This window comes from Mangrovimonas spongiae, assembly GCF_003944795.1.
GTDB lineage: Bacteria > Bacteroidota > Bacteroidia > Flavobacteriales > Flavobacteriaceae > Mangrovimonas > Mangrovimonas spongiae.
Genome location: NZ_RWBG01000001.1, coordinates 302,645 through 326,531, shown reverse-complemented (window position 1 = coordinate 326,531; position 23,887 = coordinate 302,645). Strand labels below are relative to the sequence as shown.

21 protein-coding genes and 1 tRNA gene are annotated in these 23,887 nt (G+C 33.7%); 7 read left to right on the top strand and 15 right to left on the bottom strand.

The genetic code is table 11. The annotated features are described in order from the left end of the window. The first annotated feature begins 37 nt into the window (after positions 1 to 37). Positions 38 to 946 (top strand): ABC transporter ATP-binding protein, encoded by a 909-nt coding sequence (locus tag EJA19_RS01540; protein WP_125466578.1) that lies wholly within the window; start codon positions 38 to 40, stop codon positions 944 to 946. A gap of 3 nt (positions 947 to 949) precedes the next feature. On the opposite strand, the gene EJA19_RS01535 is transcribed toward EJA19_RS01540, so the two are convergent. Further along, on the bottom strand, positions 950 to 2,059 hold the full coding sequence (locus EJA19_RS01535; protein ID WP_125466577.1) for an NAD(P)/FAD-dependent oxidoreductase: 1,110 nt from the start codon (positions 2,057 to 2,059) through the stop codon (positions 950 to 952). Between the two features lie 68 nt (positions 2,060 to 2,127). Then, positions 2,128 to 5,199 (bottom strand): reprolysin-like metallopeptidase, encoded by a 3,072-nt coding sequence (locus EJA19_RS01530; RefSeq protein WP_125466576.1) that lies wholly within the window; start codon positions 5,197 to 5,199, stop codon positions 2,128 to 2,130. A gap of 69 nt (positions 5,200 to 5,268) precedes the next feature. Here EJA19_RS01530 and EJA19_RS01525 point away from each other — a divergent pair, with 69 nt between their 5' ends. Beyond that, entirely contained in the window at positions 5,269 to 5,820 is a 552-nt protein-coding gene (locus tag EJA19_RS01525) for a hypothetical protein (RefSeq protein ID WP_125466575.1), read from the top strand. A 27-nt stretch (positions 5,821 to 5,847) separates the two neighbouring features. On the opposite strand, the gene accC is transcribed toward EJA19_RS01525, so the two are convergent. From accC to pdxA, 6 genes are all read right to left on the bottom strand, one after another. Further along, positions 5,848 to 7,197: an acetyl-CoA carboxylase biotin carboxylase subunit gene (gene accC, locus EJA19_RS01520; protein WP_125466574.1), complete on the bottom strand. Its 1,350-nt coding sequence runs from the start codon at positions 7,195 to 7,197 to the stop codon at positions 5,848 to 5,850. A gap of 75 nt (positions 7,198 to 7,272) precedes the next feature. After that, on the bottom strand, positions 7,273 to 7,770 hold the full coding sequence (accB, locus tag EJA19_RS01515; RefSeq protein ID WP_125466573.1) for an acetyl-CoA carboxylase biotin carboxyl carrier protein: 498 nt from the start codon (positions 7,768 to 7,770) through the stop codon (positions 7,273 to 7,275). A gap of 40 nt (positions 7,771 to 7,810) precedes the next feature. Next, on the bottom strand, positions 7,811 to 8,806 hold the full coding sequence (locus EJA19_RS01510; RefSeq protein ID WP_125466572.1) for a beta-ketoacyl-ACP synthase III: 996 nt from the start codon (positions 8,804 to 8,806) through the stop codon (positions 7,811 to 7,813). A 171-nt stretch (positions 8,807 to 8,977) separates the two neighbouring features. Then, positions 8,978 to 9,181 (bottom strand): 50S ribosomal protein L32, encoded by a 204-nt coding sequence (gene rpmF, locus EJA19_RS01505; RefSeq protein ID WP_036120317.1) that lies wholly within the window; start codon positions 9,179 to 9,181, stop codon positions 8,978 to 8,980. A 10-nt stretch (positions 9,182 to 9,191) separates the two neighbouring features. Next, positions 9,192 to 9,731: a YceD family protein gene (locus tag EJA19_RS01500; protein ID WP_125466571.1), complete on the bottom strand. Its 540-nt coding sequence runs from the start codon at positions 9,729 to 9,731 to the stop codon at positions 9,192 to 9,194. A 74-nt stretch (positions 9,732 to 9,805) separates the two neighbouring features. Continuing rightward, positions 9,806 to 10,852: a 4-hydroxythreonine-4-phosphate dehydrogenase PdxA gene (gene pdxA / locus EJA19_RS01495; protein WP_125466570.1), complete on the bottom strand. Its 1,047-nt coding sequence runs from the start codon at positions 10,850 to 10,852 to the stop codon at positions 9,806 to 9,808. A gap of 64 nt (positions 10,853 to 10,916) precedes the next feature. On the opposite strand from pdxA, the gene EJA19_RS01490 reads away from it, so the two are divergent. After that, a complete protein-coding gene (locus EJA19_RS01490; protein WP_125466569.1) occupies positions 10,917 to 11,507 on the top strand; it encodes a riboflavin synthase in 591 nt (196 codons plus the stop codon). Between the two features lie 5 nt (positions 11,508 to 11,512). Here EJA19_RS01490 and EJA19_RS01485 read toward each other — a convergent pair whose 3' ends face one another. From EJA19_RS01485 to mce, 3 genes are all read right to left on the bottom strand, one after another. Further along, positions 11,513 to 11,734, bottom strand: a complete 222-nt coding sequence (locus EJA19_RS01485) for a hypothetical protein (protein WP_125466568.1) — start codon at positions 11,732 to 11,734, stop codon at positions 11,513 to 11,515. 256 nt (positions 11,735 to 11,990) lie between these two features. After that, positions 11,991 to 12,064 (bottom strand) — tRNA-Ile (locus tag EJA19_RS01480). A gap of 76 nt (positions 12,065 to 12,140) precedes the next feature. Continuing rightward, complete coding sequence (gene mce / locus EJA19_RS01475; RefSeq protein WP_125466567.1) at positions 12,141 to 12,545, bottom strand: methylmalonyl-CoA epimerase; 405 nt, start codon at positions 12,543 to 12,545, stop codon at positions 12,141 to 12,143. Between the two features lie 98 nt (positions 12,546 to 12,643). Between mce and rbfA the strand changes: the two genes are divergently transcribed. Together rbfA and EJA19_RS01465 are read left to right on the top strand one after the other, a co-directional pair. After that, positions 12,644 to 13,039, top strand: coding sequence for a 30S ribosome-binding factor RbfA (gene rbfA / locus EJA19_RS01470; protein WP_125466566.1), 396 nt, complete (start codon positions 12,644 to 12,646; stop codon positions 13,037 to 13,039). Beyond that, positions 13,040 to 14,248 carry an ABC transporter permease gene (locus EJA19_RS01465; RefSeq protein ID WP_125466565.1) on the top strand — a complete coding sequence of 403 codons (1,209 nt, stop codon included), beginning with the start codon at positions 13,040 to 13,042 and terminating at the stop codon, positions 14,246 to 14,248. It begins immediately after the preceding gene. Here EJA19_RS01465 and dusB read toward each other — a convergent pair. Continuing rightward, entirely contained in the window at positions 14,245 to 15,240 is a 996-nt protein-coding gene (dusB, locus tag EJA19_RS01460; protein ID WP_125466564.1) for a tRNA dihydrouridine synthase DusB, read from the bottom strand. The two genes, EJA19_RS01465 and dusB, sit on opposite strands and share 4 nt — an antisense overlap. Beyond that, positions 15,241 to 16,467, bottom strand: a complete 1,227-nt coding sequence (locus EJA19_RS01455; RefSeq protein WP_125466563.1) for a M28 family peptidase — start codon at positions 16,465 to 16,467, stop codon at positions 15,241 to 15,243. It lies immediately after the preceding gene. 63 nt (positions 16,468 to 16,530) lie between these two features. Between EJA19_RS01455 and EJA19_RS01450 the strand changes: the two genes are divergently transcribed. Then, on the top strand, positions 16,531 to 17,634 hold the full coding sequence (locus tag EJA19_RS01450) for a TolB family protein (RefSeq protein ID WP_125466562.1): 1,104 nt from the start codon (positions 16,531 to 16,533) through the stop codon (positions 17,632 to 17,634). Here EJA19_RS01450 and EJA19_RS01445 read toward each other — a convergent pair whose 3' ends face one another. Next, on the bottom strand, positions 17,635 to 20,004 hold the full coding sequence (locus tag EJA19_RS01445; RefSeq protein ID WP_240640188.1) for an outer membrane beta-barrel family protein: 2,370 nt from the start codon (positions 20,002 to 20,004) through the stop codon (positions 17,635 to 17,637). 187 nt (positions 20,005 to 20,191) lie between these two features. On the opposite strand from EJA19_RS01445, the gene lepA reads away from it, so the two are divergent. Continuing rightward, a complete protein-coding gene (lepA, locus tag EJA19_RS01440; RefSeq protein WP_125466561.1) occupies positions 20,192 to 21,988 on the top strand; it encodes a translation elongation factor 4 in 1,797 nt (598 codons plus the stop codon). Here the strand turns inward: lepA and EJA19_RS01435 are convergent. Then, positions 21,978 to 23,822: a cation:proton antiporter gene (locus EJA19_RS01435; protein WP_125466560.1), complete on the bottom strand. Its 1,845-nt coding sequence runs from the start codon at positions 23,820 to 23,822 to the stop codon at positions 21,978 to 21,980. The two genes, lepA and EJA19_RS01435, sit on opposite strands and share 11 nt — an antisense overlap. Positions 23,823 to 23,887: the final 65 nt, after the last annotated feature.

The window sequence follows — 23,887 nt, the reverse complement described above, 5'->3', positions numbered from 1 at the left end:
CCGCTTGAATTTCAAGCGGTTTTTTTATTTTTCGTCCATGCTTGATGTTCAAAATATTGTTTTTTCGTATAATAAATCCACCATTTTAAATCATGTTAGTTTTAAGGCAAAAAAAGGTGAGAATATTGCTATTATTGGCGAAAGTGGTTCTGGAAAAAGCACTTTATTAAAACTTATTTATGGTGAATACGATTTAAACAGCGGCCATATTTCATGGAATAATCAACCTATTCTTGGTCCAAAATTTAACTTGGTAGTTGGTTATGATTTTATAAAACATGTTACCCAAGAATTCGATTTAATGCCTTTTACTTCAGTAGAAGAGAATGTAGGTAAACACCTTTCCAACTTCTTCCCTGAAAGAAAAAAAGATCGCGTTAATGAACTTTTAGAGATTGTTGAATTAAGCGATTTTAAGAACGTAAAAGTAAAAACCCTTAGCGGCGGACAAAAACAGCGTGTAGCACTTGCTAGAGCCTTAGCTAAGGCTCCTGAAATTATATTACTAGACGAACCCTTTAGCCACATAGATAGTTTTAAAAAACGTAGTTTAAGACGTAATGTTTTTAATTTCTTAAAGCAAGAAAATATTACCTGTTTGGTTGCTACTCACGATAAAAATGATGTCTTAGGATTTGCTGATAAGGTTCTTGTTTTACAAGATCAAAAGGTCGCCTTTAAAGATACCGTTGAAAACCTTTATAAAAGTCCTAACATACCCCTGGTTGCTTCTTTTTTTGGTGAACATAATAGTATTAATGGACAATTAGTTTACGCCAACCAATTAACAGTAACAAAACAATCGGATATAGAGATTATGGTAAAACGGTCTTATTTTAAAGGCAGTTATTATTTAATTGAGGGAATGAGAAATGGTTCTTCTATTTTCTTTCATTATGATACAGCGTTACAAGAAGGAGTAAATGTTTTTTTAAAAATCGATTAGCCACTATGCAAACTTAGCTAACTCCTCTCCTATTAAACTTCCTATGGAAACACCCATCCCACCAAGCCTTACACCACAAAAGACATTATTTGAAACCTGTTTAACAACTACCTTCTTTGAAGAACCAACCCCCATAATTCCAGACCAAAAATAATCAACTTCATGGGCTGTATTTGGCAGAATAACAGTTTTTAAAAGCTCTTTAAGTTTATGTTCTACAAGTCTTGTTTGACCAAATTTAAACGTTTCTTCTTGCTCAAAATCTAAATTTCTTCCGCCACCAAGTAGTATTCTATTATCAATATTTCTAAAATAATAGAAACCTTTATCTAAATGAAACGCTCCTTTTATGTGAAGATTTTTTATAGGTTTAGTTATCAATACTTGAGCTCTTGCTGGTTTTACTTGCTCGTTTATTAGCTTTGAAGCAAAGCCATTTGTAGCTATAAATAGTTTACTTGTAGAAAATTTAAATACTTTCGTATTTACATAAACTTTGTCGTTACCTTCTATAAATTTAGTTACTTCTATATTATTTAATACTAGAATACCTTTTAAATGTGCTTTTTTTAATAAGGCTGACATCATTTTTCCTGTATCTATTTGTCCCTCAAAAGCATTATATATAACATTCTTATTTATACCTTGAAACTTGTTCTTGTCTTGGAGTACTTTAAAAACATTTCCTTTAAAAATAGGATGTAATAGTTGGTTAACCTCTTCTAATTTAGAATAACAGGCATTAAATAGTTTATCGTTTTTTGCAAATAATTCATAACCTCCATAATCCTTATAAGCAATTGCTTTATCTGTAAGGCGTTTTCTTAAAAGTTTTAAGCCTCTATGGCGCTTTTCAACAAGATTTACTACATCTATTTTCTTCATACATGATAAATCGTCTAATATTTCACTTAAGCTTCCAAAACATGCAAATCCTGCATTTTTTGTACTAGCACCTTGAGGCAAGATTCCTCTTTCTAAAACAAGCACTTTAGCTTTTGGGTAGGTTTCTTTTAGTGAAATAGCACAGTTTAAACCAACAATACCACTACCAATAATAGTAAAATCAATATTTGAAAACCAGGATGTATTTTCCCAATATGAGAAGTTCATAATTTTTTTATAAAAATAAAAAAAGCTCCTGAAAACCAGGAGCTCTTATAATTATAGTTTAAAATTATCTATTTGATAATGAGTTTTTTGGTAGACTTGCGTCCTTCTGCTTCAACCTGAAGTAAATAAATACCTGAAGCTATTTCACCCACATTTACTTGTTGGATAAATGTATTATTATTGTTGTTAAAATTTTCATTATAAACAACTCTTCCTCTTATATCTATCATGCTAAGACTCACATTGTCCATTGTACTTAATTGTACCGTAAAAGATCCTTGAGATGGGTTTGGATAAACATTAAATACTTCAAAATTAAATTCATCTGTACTTAAATTCTCTACAATAGCAATATTAACAAGTAAATTTGGAAGCGTTCCACCATTACTATCATCTACATCAACTCTAAATCCATCAACAGCATCATTTGAAGCTGTTGTTGTGTAAGTAACATTACCTGCGTCTACATCGGCTTGTGTAAATGTATCATTAATGCCTAGAGGTATTCCATTAAGATAAAGGGTGCCTTCAAAAGGTAATACAGTTAATGTGTAAACTATATCTGCAGTATTTCCAGTATTTGGACTTGTTACAACGAGATGGGTATCGTCAATTGTTGCAGATGATAATACTTCAACCTCAACTGTATCTTGTGTTACTCTAGTTGGCGCTAGAACAGCAGCTGTACCAGATTTACAAATTTCTAGCTCTGCCGTATTAAATACCATATTTGTTCCTCCTAAATTTGCTGCCATTACTATCCATGTGCCATTCATTTCTTGACCATATATCGCATTTAATGGCTCTGGTTCTGTTGTTACTACAGGCATAGCCACTCCAGTTACAGGATTGTTTCCACAAAAATCTGCTACAGATTGTGTAGATTCATGATCCCAAGTAACCTGCATATTAGATCCTGTTGAACAAGGACCAGCAGGGTAAAGATATGCTCTTGTACCTTCTGCACTTATAACAGCCATGTGTAAATCTCCCAAAGATGATGTTGAAATATCGTATTTCACATTAACATCTGATATTGCTCCTTCATCTGGCACTTCAACCTCTATAAGTTCAAATGCTGTTGCATTTGTTGGCAAGGTTTCATTTAAATCAAATACATATGTATTACATTCTTCTCCACTTGTAAGATTATATCCTATAGCTATTCTTGCTGAATTGATATTAAAGAAGACATTGTTAGACCCTTTAACCATCACCAAACAATTATCTGCTAATAAATCTGGTACAGTTATGTCATGAGAACCATCATTAGGAACATTTGTAGCTAAAACTTCATCAAAAGTTTGACCACCGTTTATTGATAATAAAATATCAACATTTGGTGTGTTTACTGAGCCTGTATTGGTTCCTGCTACATCCCAAGTAATTGTTTCTGTATTTCCTTGTGACCAGGTTGTAATAGTATTTTGAGAAGTGACAATAAAAGGACCAGCATCTGTTGCTGTTGTTAAAGTCATAATATCTGTTGCTGTTTGACCTCCTCTAGGGTCATTATCTCTAACAGTTACTCTAAAATTAATATCTCTTGACACAGAAGATAAAACTTCCCACTCTGTAGAACCTCCCGTTTCAATCAAGTCAGGTATGTTGGGAATATATCTTGTTGGGTTAGTAGTTCCTGTCATAGACCTTACTAAAGGACCTGATGTTAGTGTAGTTGTAGGCACTCCAGCAGGACCTAAATCATATTGTTCCCAAGTATAAGTATGAGAACCTGTTCCATCAGCATCAGTAGATTCAGCAGTTAACATATAAGGCGTAGAAATAGGAATTGTGTAATTTACCCCTGCATCTACTGTTGGTACAGTATTTCCTGTAAATGTGGTAGCAGCACATTGGCTAGCACCTATAGTAATGTTATCCCATATCATTTGTAAACTTTTTTGGTGAAAATAAGCATCACTATTAGTTTGCACATTTTGAGGAGGACAAATTCCCGCATAAGCCATAATAGTACTCCCACTTCCTGGTTCATATGCATTAGAAGCTGCTCTGTTTGGTGCCGCACAGTTTGCTGCATCTCCATTAAACGTATGTGGTGCTCCAAATTGGTGCCCCATTTCATGAGCTACATAATCTATATCATAAGCATCTCCAACAGGTGATGGTGATCCTGTTATACCTCGTGCTTTGGAGGATGTACATGGTGAGTTTAACTGAGCTAAGCCACCTCCGCCAGTACTAAATGTATGACCTATATCATAATTTCCACTACCAATGTTTGCATCTATTACTGTTTGGCTTTGATCAATTAATGCAGAAGCATTGTCATTAGAAAATGAGTCGAAAGCGATGAATATAACATCTACGTTATTTGGAACTAAAGTCATAGTTATAGATAAATCTCTTTCATAAATACCATTCACTCTAGTCATAGTTACAACCATAGCTGCTAATACAGCTGCTTTTTTTTCGCTTTCAGGAGATAGTGCTGTTAACCCTGCAGCTTGCCAATGAAAAGCACTATATTCTACAGTGCTAGCAAGAGCTAAACGAAACTCTCTCATTGTTCCATCATCAGCATTTCTGTAAGATTCTGTGCTTGAATTCGAATTTCTTTCTAACTCTGTGTCTACATCTTCAACACCACAAATAAATCCATTATCTAAAATAGGTAAATCTGCCTTTAAATATGATATATAAGTGTTATTTTCTCCATAAGGATCTATTAGTTGCATACCCTCACTAGACAATGTCATGGTGTGAAGTCCTTGAGGCGTAATACTAAACCTTATTAGCTTTGAAGGGTCATTTAAGCTTGTACCTACATAAGATTTAATGTTAGGAAATCTTTCTTGAAGTTCTGGAGCCATTATTGATGCCTCCATAACTCTAAAACTTTCTATTTTACCATTTGCACTAGGAAAGTTAATAATAACACTAGACTCACCTGTAAAGTTTCTTCTTTCTGGAGCTAAACTTAATGCTTGTTTTAAAGATGTGATATCTAATTGGTAAAAAGTACTTTTTTGGGGTTCTGATTTTCTTAGAACTAGATTTTCTTGGCTTATCTTTGACTTATCTATTTTTGTCCAAAATGATTTATTTTGTGCATAAATATTTATGGAAAAAAGCATTAAAATCAACAAAATAGTCCATTTGTTGTAATTTTTTTTCATAATCTGATTTTTTTAATTAATTGATAAAATTACTACCTTAATTACATTATTGCAAAACTTTAACAACAATTGAAAATAAATAATGTCATTTTAATTATGAAAAGCATATTTTTTATAGCTCTATCCTTTACATTATTTTGCTGCTCTAATAAACAAGAGCATGCTGTAAAAAATAAAAAAACACCATTTAACAATTACTGTCCCGAAAATGGTATATGTACATTAAATGTTTTACAACAAAGCCATCTTGAATTAAAGTATGATGGCACTGGGGCTTTATATCCTGAAATAAGTAAAGGTGAAAATGTTATTATAAAAATGGATTATACCAGGAATAAAATTTCAAATACTCAAGATAGTCATTATCAAGAAATAATTTTTTTGGAATTACCTTATAATAATCTTGAGGTTAATCTTAAAAATAAACAGTTAAAAGAAGTAAAGTTATTATTTGCTAGATTGTGCTTTTGTAAAGGGAAAACGGGCTATTACGAAATAACAGAAGGCCATTTATTAATTAATAAATTAAGTAACAATACATACAACCTTAATCTTAACTTTACATGTAATGAAGTTCCTCAAGTATTAAAAGAAATAAATGAAACAATAGTTATAAAATAAAGCCCGGAAAATTCCGGGCTTTTTAATTTATTCTTCTGGCACTTGCATTTTAAAGTCTTCCATAAACTTAGTGGTGTAATTTCCTGCTAAGTAGTCTGGATGATCCATTAACTGCCTATGAAAAGGTATGGTTGTTTTTATACCTTCTATAACAAACTCATCAAGAGCTCGTTTCATTTTGTTAATGGCTTCTTCACGAGTTTGTGCCGTTGTTATTAATTTAGCAATCATGGAGTCGTAATTAGGCGGAATAATATATCCTGCATAAACATGCGTATCTAACCTAACGCCATGTCCTCCTGGTGCGTGCAGCGTAGTAATTTTTCCAGGAGATGGTCTAAAGTCGTTAAATGGATCTTCAGCATTAATTCTACATTCTATAGAGTGTAAATTTGGTGTGTAGTTTTTACCAGAAATTGGCACAGCTGCTGCTACTAAAATTTGTTCACGTATTAAATCGAAATCGATTACTTGTTCTGTAATAGGGTGTTCTACTTGAATACGTGTATTCATTTCCATAAAATAGAAGTTTCTATGCTTATCTACTAAAAACTCTACCGTTCCTGCACCTTCGTATTTAATGTATTCTGCGGCTTTTACTGCAGCATCTCCCATTTTTTTACGTAGGGCTTTCGTCATAAAAGGAGAAGGTACTTCTTCGGTTAATTTTTGATGACGACGTTGTACTGAACAATCTCTTTCAGATAAATGACAGGCCTTTCCATTAGAATCTCCAACTATTTGAATTTCAATATGTCTTGGTTCTTCAATAAGTTTTTCCATGTACATATCGTCATTACCAAAGGCTGCTTTACTTTCTTGTCTAGCAGAATCCCACGCATCTTTAAGATCTTCTTTCTTCCATACGGCGCGCATTCCTTTTCCTCCACCTCCAGCAGTAGCTTTAAGCATTACAGGATAACCAACTTCTTCGGCTAATTTTTCACACTCGTCGTAATCTTCTATAATACCATCACTTCCAGGAACACATGGTACACCTGCAGCTTTCATTGTAGCTTTTGCTGTGGCTTTGTCTCCCATTTTAGAAATCATTTCTTCAGAAGCTCCTATAAACTTAATATTATGCTCTTCGCATATTTTTGAGAACTTAGCGTTTTCAGAAAGAAATCCATATCCTGGGTGAATAGCATCGGCATTCGTTATTTCTGCCGCGGCTATAATATTGGATATTTTTAAGTAAGATTCTGAGCTTGGTGCTGGTCCTATGCAAACGGCTTCATCAGCAAATTTAACATGTAAGCTATCTGCATCTGCAAGTGAATAAACAGCCACCGTTTTGATGCCCATTTCTTTACAGGTTCTAATAACACGTAAGGCTATTTCCCCTCTATTGGCTATTAATATTTTTTTAAACATAACGTCTTGTATTTAAAATCTCAAAAATTCCAAATTCCAACAAACTGGGATTTGCTTTTGGAATTTTAAATTAGGTTATGATGGATCAACTAAAAACAGTGGTTGATCGAACTCTACTGGAGATGAATCGTCTACTAAAACCTTAACGATTTTCCCTGAAACTTCAGATTCTATTTCGTTAAATAACTTCATGGCTTCAATAATACAAAGTACATCGCCTTCTTTTATAGTTGAACCAACTTCTACAAACGTAGGTTTGTCTGGAGATGGTTTTCTATAAAATGTTCCTATTATTGGGGACTTTATTGTTATGTATTTAGAATCGTCTTCTTTAGCAGCAGGCGCTTCAGCAACTGGTGCAGCAGCTTGTTGTACTGGCTGTTGCGGTGCAGCGGGCATTGGCGCTTGAGCAACTGGTGCGTTAACAGGAATTTGCTGTACGTAAGTTGTTGTTTCTTTATCGTCGCTTCCTGTTCTTATGGTAATCTTTACATCATCTGTTTCTAATTTAACCTCGCTTGCACCAGATTTGGCTACAAACTTAATTAAGTTTTGAATGTCTTTTAATTCCATGATTATTAGGTATTAATTTAGTTTATCGTTGTTAGTTGATTTATGAATTATAGGCCCATTTTAAATAAATAGATCCCCAAGTAAATCCGCCACCAAAAGCAGCAAATATTAAATTATCGCCTTTTTTTAATTGTCCTTCAAAATCGCTTAATAATAAAGGTAATGTTGCAGAGGTTGTATTTCCGTATCTATGAATGTTTTTTAAGACTTTTGCTTCCTCTAGTCCCATTCTATTTGCGGTAGCATCAATAATACGAAGGTTTGCTTGGTGAGGCACTAACCATGACACATCTTCATGTGTTAAGTTATTTCGTTTCATAATTTCTTCGCAAACGCCTGCCATATTAGACACTGCAAATTTAAACACTGTACGCCCATCTTGATGTACAAAATGCTGTTTGTTTTTAACGGTTTCTTCATTTGGAGGTAAAATAGATCCTCCTGCTTCTATTTTTAGAAACTCTCTTCCTGCGCCGTCACTTCTTAAAAATTCGTCTTGAAACCCTAATCCTTCTGTGTTTGGTTCTAGTAGTGTTGCTCCTGCACCATCTCCAAAAATAATACAAGTTGCACGATCTGTATAGTCTATTATAGAAGACATTTTATCTGCTCCTATTAGTAAGACTTTTTTGTATCGTCCCGACTCTATATAACTTGTTGCTGTAGATAACCCGTATAAAAAGCTAGAACATGCTGCTTGCAAATCGTAAGCAAAAGCATTTGTAGCTCCTATTTGGCTTGCTACATATACAGCTGTTGAGGCTACGGGCATATCTGGCGTTGCTGTGGCAACAATTACCAGATCGATTTCTTTAGGATCGAGTTGTTTTTTTTCTAAAAGATTTTGGGCGGCTTTTATGGCTAGATAAGAAGTACCTTTGCCTTCTTCTTTAAGTATTCTACGTTCCTTAATACCTGTTCTGGTTGTTATCCATTCGTCATTAGTATCAACCATGGTTTCTAAAACCTTGTTCGACAACACAAACTCTGGAACGTAAGCGCCTACAGCTGTAATGGCTGCTGTGATTTTACTCATTGCTAATTTATTAGTTATCCAAAAAAAGGGGCTGAAATTCAGTATTTTATATGAATTTACAGCTTTTTTAGTAAAATATTACGCAAATTAAGTTGTTTTTGAGACATTCAAAAATTAATCATAAAAAAAACGCTCAAGCATGAGCGTTTTAATATATGCGTGCATAATAGTTTATGCTACGTTTTCTTCTGCCTCAGAGTTGTCAATTAATACTTGACCTCTGTAATATAGCTTTCCTTCGTGCCAGTGAGCTCTGTGATATAAGTGAGCTTCTCCTGTTGTAGGACACGTTGCAATTTCTGGAGCAACTGCCTTGTAATGTGTTCTTCTTTTATCTCTTCTTGTTTTAGAGATTTTTCTCTTAGGATGTGCCATTTTATATTAATTATTTATCCGTTAATAGTTTTTTTAATTTATCCCATCGAGGATCTGTGTCCTCTTTATTTTCAATATTTTCTTGTTGTTTTGGACTTAATTCGTCCAGTTTTTCTAGTATTTCGGAGTTTAAAGTACCGTCTTCTACACCTGGGTGAATACGCTTTCTTGGTACTGATAAGACAATGATTTCGTAGATATATTGTTGTATATTAATTTCATATTCTCCATGAGGAATAATTAATATATCTGTTTCGTCGTCGTTATACTCATGCCCAAACTTCACTACCAAGTTAAATTCGTTCGAAATGTTTTGGTCGTAGGGCTCGTTAGTTAAATCGCAATTAACATTAACTACACCTTGAAACTTAAAATGTAATTCAAGCAAGGTGCTTTTTTTTGTTAACTCAACAACAACTTTTACATTGGCATTGTTAAACTCGTTATACTCAAAATGTTCAAAGAACTGGTTTCCAATTTCGTACTCAAATTGATGTTTTCCCAGCTTCAGTCCAATAAACTGAATTGTAAACTCTTTCAATAACTCCATTACCACATCTTATTTGAGCCCGCAAATATAAGAAAATATTGTTTAGGCTCAACGACTTATAAACATTTTTTTGTTTATATCTTTTTTTGCTTTGGCTTTAAAGGGTTTTTAGTGAGGTTTTTATACTCTTTTCGATTTTTAAAAATTTTTATGGCAGTAAATACAGCTTGTTTAAATGAGTTTTCATCGGCTTCGCCTTTCCCTGCTATTTCGTAGGCAGTACCATGGTCTGGAGAGGTTCTTACTTTACTTAAACCTGCTGTAAAATTAACACCGTTTCCAAAGGATAATGTTTTAAAAGGGATAAGTCCTTGGTCGTGATAAGAAGCAATTATGGCGTCGAAATTTTTATAGTTGTTAGAACCAAAAAAGCTATCGGCTGCATAAGGTCCAAAAACAAGCATGCCTTTTTCTCTTATTTTAGACAATGCTGGTCTTAAAATTTCGTCATCTTCTTTTCCTATTACACCATTATCGCCTGTATGTGGATTAATCCCTAAAACGGCTATTTTGGGTTTACGTACTTTAAAGTCTTGTTTTAAAGATAGGTTTATAATATCTAACTTATTTTTTATTAACTTTTCTGAAATATGTTTGGTGACATCATTAACGGGAACATGATCTGTTAGCAACCCTACTTTCAATGTGTCAGTTACCATAAACATTAAGCTATTCCCTTCTAACTCTTGGGCTAAATAATCTGTATGCCCAGGGAATTTAAATTCTTCAGATTGTATGTTATGCTTGTTTATTGGTGCTGTTACCAAGGCATCAATATCGCCTGATTTTAAATATTTTACCGCTTCTTTTAATGATTTTATAGATAACTCACCCGATTTTAAGTTCTCTTTACCAAATTCTATATTATACTTTTCATTCCAAGCATTAAACACATTTATTTTTCCATGTACTATTTTATCGATGGTATTAATACCATTAAAGTTTAAATTGAATTTAAAGTGTTTTTTTAAATAGCTTATTGTTTTTACAGAGGCAAAAATAACTGGTGTACAAAAATCCAGCATTCTGTTATCTTCAAACGTTTTTAGTATAATCTCTCCTCCTATACCATTCAAATCACCTATGGTAATACCAACTTTGATTTTTTCTTTACCCTTCATTAAAATTGATGTGTTTTTGTTCGTATTTTTGTAATTACAAATTTAGACAAATAAATTAGGATTTATGTTTACAGGAATTATTGAGTCTCTTGGTTTAGTAAAAAATATTGTAAGAAAAGGCGATAATTTAGATATAACTATTAGTTGCGACTTTACTCAAGACCTAAAAATAGACCAAAGTGTGGCCCATAATGGTATTTGTCTTACAGTAGTAAATATTCAAGATGAGAACTATACAGTTACTGCTATTAAAGAAACTTTAGATAAAACAAATCTTGGTGATTTAAAAGTTGGTAATTATGTAAACCTTGAACGTGCTATGGAATTAGGCGATCGTCTTGATGGGCATATTGTTCAGGGTCATGTAGACCAAACTGCTATTTGTACAGCTATTTCAAAAAATTCTGGAAGTTGGGAGTTTACGTTTGAGTATGACAAAACCTTAAATAACATAACTATTGAAAAAGGCTCTATAACTATTAATGGAGTAAGTTTAACCGTGGTTAATTCTGGAGTAAATACCTTTAGTGTTGCTATTATCCCCTTTACATACGAACACACAACGTTTAACAAATTAAACGTGGGCACTAAAGTTAATCTAGAATTTGATGTTATTGGAAAGTATGTTCAAAAACTACATACTATAAATAAGTAAAAAACTTATTTGAGTAAAGCCTTTCTTTTTTTATAAGCCCCATAAGCTAAAGCTAATCCAGCTACAATATAAACTCCGGAATCTATAGGTGTTCCTGGTGGTGGTGGTGGTATTGGCTGGTTTCCTCCTCCAGTTGCAGGAGCAGGCATATCTTCTTGTGCAACACATACAAAACTTATTACTAAAAATAAGATTGAGGCAATTATTTTCTTGTTTTGTAGCTTCATTTGCTGTAAATGTATTAAAAAAACCTATTTAACAAAATAAAAATAGGTTAAAAACGTCTTTGAAATGCAAAAAAAATCGATTAAGTGTGTTTGTGTCGTTTTAAATGCGTGTCAAATATAAATTTTTTATCTTAAAAAAAGGATTTCAAAATTTTAATTTATTGTTATCTAATAAGTTCTAAAAAAATAGGTGCTATAAAAAGAATAATGTAGAAACAGCAACGCCTTACTTGATATCAAGTAAGGCGTTGTTTTGTGGGCCCACCTGGGCTCGAACCAGGGACTTTCTGATTATGAGTCAGATACTCTAACCAACTGAGTTATAGGCCCTATTAGCTTATTGCTAATATGCTCCCTTAAAAGAGTGTGCAATATTACTACATATTTTAAAACTCTACAAGATTTTTTATGCCTTTATCTCTTGGCATAGCTCAATTAACACACCGTTAGTAGACTTTGGATGTAAAAATGCCACTAACTTATTATCGGCGCCTTTTTTTGGTGTCTCGTTTAAAACCTTAAACCCTTCACTTTTTAAACGTACAATTTCTGCTTCAATATCTTCAACATCAAAAGCAATATGATGAATGCCTTCGCCGCGTTTTTCTATAAACTTAGCAATAGGACTATCGGCTGTTGTAGCTTGTAAAAGTTCAATTTTATTTGGACCAGATTTAAAGAAAGAGGTTAACACACCTTCACTAGCAACTTCTTCCATTTTATAATGCGGCTCGTTAAAAAGCTGTTTAAATAATGTATTGGAAGCCTCAATATCTTTTACCGCTATACCGATATGTTCTATTTTATTCATTTAGTTCTTTTTTGAAATGTTCGCTTTAAAAATAACATAATAATCAAATATGCGTTATTTTTGTACCTTAAAAGTTTAATGTTTAGCAGGATTAGAATATGGAAGAAACGCAAAGACAAAAAAAAATAGCTTCGGTTTTACAGCAAGATTTAGTTGAAGTCCTTCAAAAAGCAGCTACTCAAGGCGGTTTAAAAGGCATTATTATATCGGTTACCAAAGTAAGAGTTACCGTAGATTTATCGAATGCAAAAGTGTATTTAAGTATTTTTCCAAATGATAAGGCTAAGGAATTACTAAAAGGTATTCAATCTAACAAACATTTAATAAGACACGAACTTGCACAACGTACCAAAAACCAATTACGTAGAATGCCCGAACTTGAATTTTATATAGATGATACGTTAGAATATATAGATAATATTGAACGCTCTTTAAAAGGTAAAGACAATCCTATTGATAATCCCGACCTTTTAGATAAACGAAAAAAATCGTAATTGAATTTTTCCCTTTACATCGCCAAGCGTTACTTATTTACTAAAAGTTCCAATAATGCCATAAACTACATTACCATTATTGCTACTATAGGTATTGTTATGGGATCGGCGGCGTTATTTATTGTGCTTTCTGGATTTGCTGGATTAAAAGATTTTACTTTAGAATTTACATCTATTATAGATCCTGATCTTAAAGCGCAATCGGCAACTGGAAAGTATTTTAAACTGACTAACGAAGAAGCGAATAAACTTGATAAGCTAAAAACAACCACTGCTTATTCAAAAGTTATTGAGGAACGGGTATTTGTTGCTTACGAGCATAAAAACTACCCTAATGCTTACATAAAAGGTGTTGATGAAAACTATCAAACCGTAACTACCATAGATTCTGTTATTTTTTATGGTAATTGGCTTACTTCAAAATCTAATCAAGTGGTAACGGGTTTAGGTATTTCCAACTCACTTTCTATTGGGGTTTTAGATTATGGAAAAAAACTAAACCTTTACGTGCCTAAACCTGGAAAAGGACAAATTAAGTCGCTAAAGGATGCTTACAACTCTTTTCATGCGGTAAATGTTGGTATTTTTGATGTTAACGAGGCCTTAAACGATAAATATATTTACACGCCTATTAACATGGCTAAAGCTCTTTTAGAAGTTCCTGAGAATAGTTATTCTTATATTGAGTTTAAACTTAATCCAGACGCTACAGAAGAAGAAGCAAGAACCGAAATTCTTTCGGTTTTAGGCGATAAGGTTACACTAAAAAATAAAGCTCAATTAAACGACGCTTTATACAAAATGCTAAACACCGAAAATTTGGCTGTTTACCTCATTTTTACTCTAGTTTTAATTATCGCGCTTTTTAATGTTATTGGCTCAATCATTATGATGATTTTAGATAAAAAGAGTAACCTTAAAACGCTATACAGTACAGGAGCAACACTAAAACACATACGACAAATATTTTTTTACCAAGGCAGTTTAATGTCGGTTTTAGGCGGTGTTTTAGGGTTAACTATAGGCTACATTATTGTCAGCTTACAAAAAGCATTTTCTCTGGTTATGATAACACCTTCTCTTCCCTATCCAATGACAATAAAATGGGAAAATCTTATTTTGGTGTTTGTCACAATTTCTGTTCTTGGCATACTAGCCTCAAAAATTGCATCAAGTCGGATTTCAAAATCTTTAATTGACATTAATTAAGATACAAACTGATAATCTTTAAAATTTTCAAGCACCTCATCAAATGCAGCAAATACATCTTTTGAGTCATCGCTGGTTACCATTTTCATTCGGTATTCTTTAAAGTGTGGAATCCCTTTAAAATAGTTTGTGTAATGGCGCCGTGTTTCAAAAACGCCTAATTTTTCACCTTTCCAGTCTATGGCCATTTGTAAATGGCGTTTAGCCGCTTCTACACGTTCTTCTAGCGTAATTGGTGGTAAATGCTCGCCTGTTTTAAAGTAATGTTTTACTTGTTTAAAAAACCACGGATTACCAATAGTAGCTCGTCCAATCATAGCGCCATCCAATCCATATTTATCACGCATTTCTACAGCACGTTCTGGTGTATTTACGTCGCCGTTTCCAAATACAGGAATGTGCATTCTAGGGTTATTTTTAACCTCGGCAATAGGTTTCCAATCGGCATTGCCTTTATACATTTGCGCACGAGTCCGTCCGTGAATGGAAATAGCCTTACAACCAACGTCTTGTAAACGCTCGGCAACCTCAACAATTTTAATAGAATCGTGATCCCAACCTAATCTAGTTTTTACGGTAACAGGTAGTTTGGTACGTTTTACAATTTCGGCCGTAAGCGATTCCATAAGACAAACGTCTTTTAAAATGCCCGCACCAGCACCTTTGCTAACCACCTTTTTTACTGGGCAACCAAAATTGATATCGATAATATCTGGATTCGATTTCTCAACAATATCAACGGCTTCCAACATGCTATCCAAATTGGCTCCAAAAATTTGAATGCCTACTGGACGTTCTTTTTCATAAATATCCAACTTCATCGTACTCTTGGCGGCATCTCTAATCAAACCTTCGCTGGAGATAAATTCGGTGTATACCACATCGGCACCTTGTTCTTTGCATAGGGCTCGAAACGGTGGGTCGCTAACATCTTCCATAGGTGCTAAAAGCAATGGAAAATCAGGTAATTCTATGTCTGCAATTTTTACCATTTAAAACTGAATCTGTTTATTAACATTTTCTCCATGTCGTTTAACAACAACCGTTGTCGTATCTCCTTTACTGAAAGATGATAAAGCTTTCATGTAACTCATCATGTCGGTCACCAAACTATCGCCAAGTTTAACTACAACATCACCTTTTTGCAACCCAGCTTTTTGTGCTGGTTTATCTTCGCTAATACCATCTATTCGCATACCTTCTCCATCAAATAAATAGTCTGGAATAACACCCATTCCTACTTTAAAACGTGGTGTTTCTTCACTTTCATTTTTTGTTTTTCTAAAGGCCAATTTGCCATTATCGTCAAGTTCTGTGATGACTTCCAGGATATAGTCTGAAATTAAATTCATGCCTTCATAATTCAGCTTCTCGGCATCGTCTCCTGGTTTGTGATAATCTTCGTGTTGTCCTGTAAAGAAATGCAAAACTGGAATATCTTGAAGGTAGAAAGACGTATGATCTGATGGACCAACACCAGACTCATTTTCAATTAATTTAAAATTATTATTACTTGATGTAAGTGTTTGCTTAAAACGTGGTGAGGTTCCTACGCCATAAACTGCCAATGTACCGTCTTGTTTTAAACGACCAACCATATCCATATTTATCATATAATTGGCTGTTCCTAAATCCAATGTTGCATTTTTGGTAAAGTAATTGGAACCCAAAAGCCCCATTTCTTCACCAGAAAAGGCCATAAACAAATAATTATTAGCCGTGTTTTTATTTTTTAATCTTCCAGCTAAATCTAACATAACCGCCACACCACTAGCATTATCATCGGCGCCGTTATGTATTTCTTTAGTTTTTCCACGATATAACGAGCCTTCGCTACCATACCCCAAATGGTCGTAGTGTGCGCCAATAATTATGGTGCTTTCGGCTTGGTTATCAATATATCCTAACACATTGGTTCCTGTAACGGTACTATCCTCTGCCATAGTGACAAAGGTTACATCTTCGTGAGGATTGGTTTTGGGCTTGAATGAAAAGGTTTGATAAAAATCCTCCGTGCCTTTAGGCGACAGCCCTATTTCCTTAAATCGTTTTACAATATAAGCTGCAGCTTCTTGTTCGCCTTTGGTTCCTGTTTCGCGTCCCTCAAGTTTATCGTCTGCTAAAAAAGCTACGTCATCCTTAATTTTATTTTGGTAAGTATAGTCTTGTTTACAACCCCATAGCGTTATAAAAAGAACCAATAGCGATACTTGTTTCATAATAATAAACTTATTTTTACGCAAAATTAGGCAATAATTGCCATAAGTTACAAGCATTATAGTATGAAGTCAACATTTTACCTTTTATCGCTACTTTTTGTAATAACAACATCTTGTAAAAACGAGAAGACTAAAGTCACCGATGCCGATTCTGGTGCTACCAAATGGGTAGACACTTTAATATATCCTGGTGAAAAACACTTTAAGTCTTTAAAGCAATTAACGTTTGGTGGTGATAATGCTGAAGCTTATTGGAGTTTTGATGATAAACAATTGGTGTTTCAATCTAATAATGAAAAGTGGAACGTAAGCTGCGATCAAATGTTTTTGATGAATGTTGGTGAAACTTGGGAAACCGAAATTCCGCCTATGGTTAGCACAGGAAAAGGACGCACAACATGTTCGTATTTCTTACCCGATAACAAACACATTATTTATGCCTCTACACATTTAGGTGATAGTGTTTGCCCCGAAACACCCTTACGTAAAAATGGGAAATACATTTGGCCTATTTATGATTCGTACGACATTTTTGTAGCCGATTTAGATGGTAACATTGTAAAACAACTTACTAACGAACCTGGTTACGATGCCGAGCCAACGGTATCTCCAAAAGGCGATAAAATTGTGTTTACCTCAACACGTAGTGGCGATTTAGAGTTATATACTATGAATATTGACGGTACCGACATAAAACAGATTACCAATGAATTAGGCTACGATGGCGGCGCATTCTTTTCGCCTGATGGCACAAAATTGATTTTCCGTTCGTCTAGACCAAAAACCGAAGCCGACATAAAAGAATATAAAGACTTATTAGCCGAAGGTTTAGTGCAACCAACCCAAATGGAACTTTACATTTGTAATGCCGACGGGAGCGACTTGCGCCAACTTACCAACTTGGGGAATGCTAACTGGAGTCCGTTTTTTCATCCTTCGGGAGAGAAAGTTATTTTCTCGTCTAACTTCGAGTCGGAACGCGGTTTTCCTTTTAATTTATATATGATAGATCTTGATGGAAAGAATTTAGAACGCATTACGCATAGTAAAACTTTTGATGCGTTTCCAGTATTTTCTAATGATGGTAAAAAATTGATTTTTTCATCAAACCGAAATAATGACGGCACCAGAGATACCAACTTGTTTATTGCTGAATGGATAGATTAACTATTCATTTAATCGCTCTCTTTCTTTTAAGTTTTTAGAACGTTTATTGGTATCTAACAAGGTATTTCCAAATTTGTAACGGAAACCTATTTTTATATATCTGTTATCAAAATCGGCTTTACTTCTACTATTCTGATTAAGAAATCTTGTCGTATAATCGTAGTCTTGTGTGTTAAATAAATCTTCGGCCATTAAAGAGATTACGGCTTTATTATTCCATAACGATTTTGAGATAGCTACATTTGAAGAAAGCCTATCCTTTACGAGCCTAAACCCTTGTAGGTTTTTACTTCCGTAGTACAAAGTAACATTAAGTGTTAACGATCTGTCTTTTAAAAAGGTATAATAATTTTGAAGTACGCTATAATTAGACCACTGACTTTGCTTAACTTTTTGATTTTGTAGGGTATTTATATCTTCTATGTTGTAAAACGATGTTACCGCATAAACAAACCATCTATCATTTACATAAAAGTTGGTTAAAAAATCGAAACCATACTCAATCGTTTCATCAAAATTAATGGGTGTCCAAGTTACGGTAGTATTTGCATTATCTTGAAGCGGAATTTCATAAATATTATGGCTCATTTTCTTATAATATGCTTCAATAAAATAAGCACTTGACAGTGATGCTCCAATAACAGTATGATCTACTATTACAGGCTGTAGATTAGGGTTTCCAGAAACTATAGTATTATCGTTTAAATAAAATTGAAACGGGTTTAAATCTTTATAATCTGGCCTATTAATACTCTTTTTATAGTTTGTGTAAAGCGATAGGTTTTCGTTTGGATTAAAGCTTAAACTAATGTTAGGAAACCACTTTAAGTAGTCTTGTGTTGTTTTTTGGTTATTGCTAACCGAAATACCTTCTACATCTGTTTGCTCGGCACGTAATCCCGCTATTATACTCCACTTTTCCCAGTCTTTAGAAATATTGGCATAAGCAGCCAACACTAATTCATCATATTCGAAAGCATTGGTATTATTGGTGTCTAAAATAGGTTGATCGTTTACAACATTATATTGAGTAATATCGCTATTAGTTAAAACACTAGATGTTTTTATGCCTGTTTCTAGTATAAAGGAATCGTTTACTGGTAAGGTATAATCTAAACTTGCTGTAACTATTTTAGTGTCTTGATTATTATCGGTTAAATAATTGGTAGCGGTTAAAAAAACACCACTATTAGTGTAGTAATCACTATTTACGTTTTGATGGCGTTGGTAATCGTAGGTTGTAAAATGCGAACTAAACGATAGTTTTTCGCCATTGTCATTAAATTTATGAACATAATCTAAATCAAACCCTAAGTTATACTTTTCATCATCGTTTACATTAAATGCTTTAAAGTATGATTGTAGGTTATTAGAATCATCAAAAATATTGGTATGGTTATTTAATTTGTATTCAAAATCGGGCAACCAAAGCATGGTTGACGCTAAGCTTAGTGTATTTTTATCGTTAAACTGATAATCAAAGTTAAAGCTTACATTATGTGTTTTAGACCACGTATTTCTGTTTAATCTGGACTCCCAAACCTCATTAATAGTATTCCCATTATAGTAATTTATTCTATCTTCATTATCTCTATTTAACTTATCCTGTGTGTAACTATAGCTTGCGTAAAGATTAATCTTGTTTGATTTAAAAAAATGGCCTGTTCCTACATTATACCTAGGAAAGACACCTTGTGTATAATTCGTAAACATATTACCTCTATAACCAGTAACAAGGTTTTTACTCATCATAATATTTATAACCGCACCGCTTGAAGCATCGTATTTAGCCGATGGATTTGTAACCACCTCAACCGACTGTACATTATTAGCATCGGAGCTTTCTAAAAGTTGTGCTAACTCGGTAGAAGATAAATGTACTTTTCTTCCATTTATAAAAATCGTTGGACTTTCATTTTTTACACTTATACTGTTACCAATAACCATAATACCAGGTGTACTTTTTAACACTTGCATCATGTTGCCTTGAGATAAAGCAGTATTTTCTATATTAAAAACAATTTTATTAGGTTCTTTTTTAACAGTGGGTCTTTGGTAAGTAATGCTTATTTCGTCTAAACTCTCTGTGCTTTCCTTTAAAATAATGGGTTCTAGAGTTACATCGGAAGCCACATTAATTTGGCTAAAATGGTCTTCAAAACCTATAAATGTAACTTTAAGCAAGTAGGTCCCCTTGTTTACAGAGCGTAATTTAAATCTTCCATAATCATCTGTCGATGTACCGCTAACTATTGTGGAATCTGTTTCTGTTAACAGAATAACATTAGAAAAAGAAATAGGTTCTCCAGAAACCTCTTGTATACTACCAGAAACAGAAAACTCTTGCGAGAACGTTAATGTAGAAAACAAAACAAAGCAGAATTGGGTTATTCTTTTAAAAGTTATCAAATTATTAAGCTTTATGCTGCTAATATACTATTTGTTTATAAATTTTTAATACGGAAACCCTTAAGTATATCAACATCTTAACAATATTGCTATTTAACGTTAATAAAACACCTATATTTGCATTTCTATTTTTAGTGTAAGGAGTTTTATGAAGAACATTAGGAATTTTTGCATAATTGCACATATTGATCACGGAAAAAGTACGCTTGCCGATAGACTTTTAGACTACACTGGTGCTGTAACCGAAAGGGAAAAACAAAACCAGTTGCTAGATAACATGGATTTGGAGCGTGAACGTGGTATTACTATTAAATCGCACGCCATTCAAATGGATTATATTCATAATGGCGAACATTATATATTAAACTTAATTGACACCCCAGGTCATGTTGATTTTAGCTACGAAGTATCTAGAAGTATCGCAGCTTGCGAAGGGGCATTATTAGTAGTCGATGCAGCGCAAAGTATACAAGCGCAAACTATTTCAAATCTCTATTTAGCCTTAGAAAACGATTTGGAAATTATTCCCGTGCTAAACAAAGTTGATTTACCTAGTGCCAACCCAGAAGAAGTAACCGACGATATTGTAGATTTATTAGGTTGCGACCCATCTGAGGTTATCCCAGCAAGTGCTAAAACCGGTATTGGTATTGAAGAAATTTTAACCGCTATTATAGATCGTGTTCCTGCACCAAAAGGAAACCCAGACGAGCCTTTACAAGCTTTAATATTCGACTCTGTTTACAATCCGTTTCGAGGTGTAGAAACTTATTTCCGTGTTATTAACGGGAAAATTAAAAAAGGGCAACACATTAAGTTTATTGCTACCGGTAAAGATTATTATGCCGATGAAGTAGGAACCTTAAAACTAAAACAACAGCCTAAACAAGAGATAAACGCTGGCGATGTAGGCTATTTAATAACAGGAATTAAAGAAGCCAAAGAAGTAAAAGTTGGTGATACTATTACCGATGCCAAAAACCCAACCCAAAATGCTATTGGCGGTTTTGAAGATGTAAAACCTATGGTTTTTGCTGGTATTTACCCTGTAGATACCGAAGATTACGAAGAACTTCGTACCTCTATGGAAAAACTACAACTTAACGATGCCTCTTTAGTTTTTCAACCTGAAAGTTCTGCCGCTTTAGGCTTTGGTTTTCGTTGTGGTTTCTTAGGAATGCTTCATTTAGAAATTATTCAAGAACGTTTAGAGCGCGAATTTGATATGACCGTTATCACAACCGTTCCTAACGTGTCTTATTACGCTTATACTAACAAAAATCCAGACGAGATTGTTATTGTTAACAATCCAACCGATTTGCCAGAACCTTCAACTTTAAATCGTGTTGAAGAGCCTTTTATAAAAGCAAGTATTATTACTAAAGCCGATTTTGTTGGCCCGGTAATGAGTTTATGTATTGAAAAACGTGGTCAAATAACCAATCAAACGTATTTAACGCAAGAACGTGTTGAGCTTACTTTTGATATGCCCTTAGCCGAAATAGTTTTTGATTTTTACGACAGGCTAAAATCTGTTTCCAGAGGTTACGCCTCTTTTGATTATGCGCCAATTGGTATGCGAGAATCTAAATTAGTACGTGTTGATATTTTATTAAATAGCCAGCAAGTGGATGCGCTATCTGCATTAATTCACGCCGATAATGCTTATGATATTGGAAAGAAGATGTGTGAAAAGCTAAAAGAGCTTATTCCGCGTCAGCAATTTGATATTCCAGTACAAGCTGCTATTGGTGCTAAAATAATTGCTCGTGAAACCATTAAAGCCTTACGTAAAGATGTAACCGCCAAATGTTATGGTGGTGATATTTCGCGTAAACGTAAGCTACTTGAAAAGCAGAAAAAAGGTAAAAAGCGTATGCGTGCTGTTGGTAATGTAGAAATACCACAACAAGCCTTTATGGCGGTATTAAAGCTTAACGATTAGCCTCTACCTTTTCAACATCAAAAGGTTTTCCTAGATAAACTAATTGGTAGCCTTTTTTAATTTTGTTTTCATGATTAAATGAGGAAATGATTATAAACTCCTTCTTATCATTTTTAATGAATAAAGGAATAATGTCTTTATCCTTATCGGTAATATCTATTAAGCTATCGTAATGCTCTTTGCTTTCAAGGTCGATTTCTTGAATTGAAGGAAACTTTGATGTGACGGCCATTAAGGAGTTAAAATCGTCTGTATGACTAAATAAACCTTCTTTAGGGTTTTTGTTAGCATCTTTCATTTCTTCTCTGGTAACCAATCTAAACGAACCGTTTTCACCAAATTGTTCACCAAATTTTGTAATAGCAAATTTATTAATATCGGTACTTGGTGTTAAAGCCATTAAATACCCTACATCGTTAAGTTCTATATTATCTAGAAGGTTATCTGAATAAATATTGGAGTTTATGGCTTCTAATCCTAATTCTTCGGCTTTTTTAATATTGTTTTGGTTACTATCTATTAACACAACATGGCGATTGTGTTCTTCTAAATAATGCCCTATTAAACGTGATACTTTAGAAGCACCAACTATTAAAATACCTTCCGATTTTGTTAAAAATACACCAGAAACTTTGGCAAATAATCTTGCCGTTGTAGCGTTAAGTAATACCGTTCCTAACACAATAACAAATACTAAGGGTGTAATATATTCGGCCCCAGGAACACCTTCTTTTGCTAATTTTAATCCAAAAAGAGACGCAATACCCGCAGCAACAATACCTCGTGGGCCAACCCAACTAATAAATAGCTTTTCGTTAAGTTTTAATCCAGATCCTAAAGTGCTTAAAAACACTCCTAAAGGTCTAATTACAAAAACAACAATAGCAAACAATATAGCGGTATTCCAATTATAAATTAGGTATAAATCTTCCATATTTATATTGGCCGCTAAAAGAATAAATAGAATAGAAATTAAAAGAACGCTTAACGATTCTTTAAAATATAATAATTCCTTAAGATAGGGTGATTTAGAATTACCTAAAACCATTCCCATAACTACTACAGAAAGTAATCCAGATTCGTGTGCAAAACTATCGGATAAGACAAAAACACCTAAAACCGATGCTAAAGCAAATACATTTAATAGATAGTGTGGCACCCATTTTTTGTTAATGATAAAGTTTAAAGCATGTGCAAAGGTGAATCCAAAGGTAAATCCAAAAAGTACAATTTTACCAAACTCTATAAGTGCTGTTTTGGTAAACTCGCCTCCCGCATCAACACTAATAAACTCAAAAACCAATACAGCCACTAAAGCGCCAATGGGATCTATTAAAATACCTTCCCATTTTAGTACCGCAGAGACATCTTTTTTTAACGGAATGTTTCTTAAAATTGGCGTGATTACTGTTGGTCCAGTAACAATAATTAAGGCTGAAAATAAAAAAGAAATTTCCCAACTTAAACCAAATAAATAATAAGCAGCTATGGCAGCTGCAAAAAAGGTAGTTATGGTACCAACTGTAATAAGCTTAGTAATAACAGGGCCTACATTTTTTATTTCATTTTTTCTTAAGGTTAAACCGCCTTCAAAAAGAATAATACTAATAGCTAAAGACACAAAATAAAATAAACTCTCTCCAGGAAATAAGCCTTCTTCACCGTTCCAAATAGGTTCAATCCACTTTTTACCATCAGGGTTTATAAACTCAGAAGCGACAGGTCCTACCAATAAACCTATTAAAATTAAGGGTAAAATGGCTGGTATTTTTAATCGCCAGGCAACCCATTGTGCCAAAATTCCTAAAATGATAATTCCTGCTAATTCTACCATGTGTTATTTTTAGCCTTTAGTGGTAATATTACTACAAATATGGAGTTTCTTCAAAAAATATAACG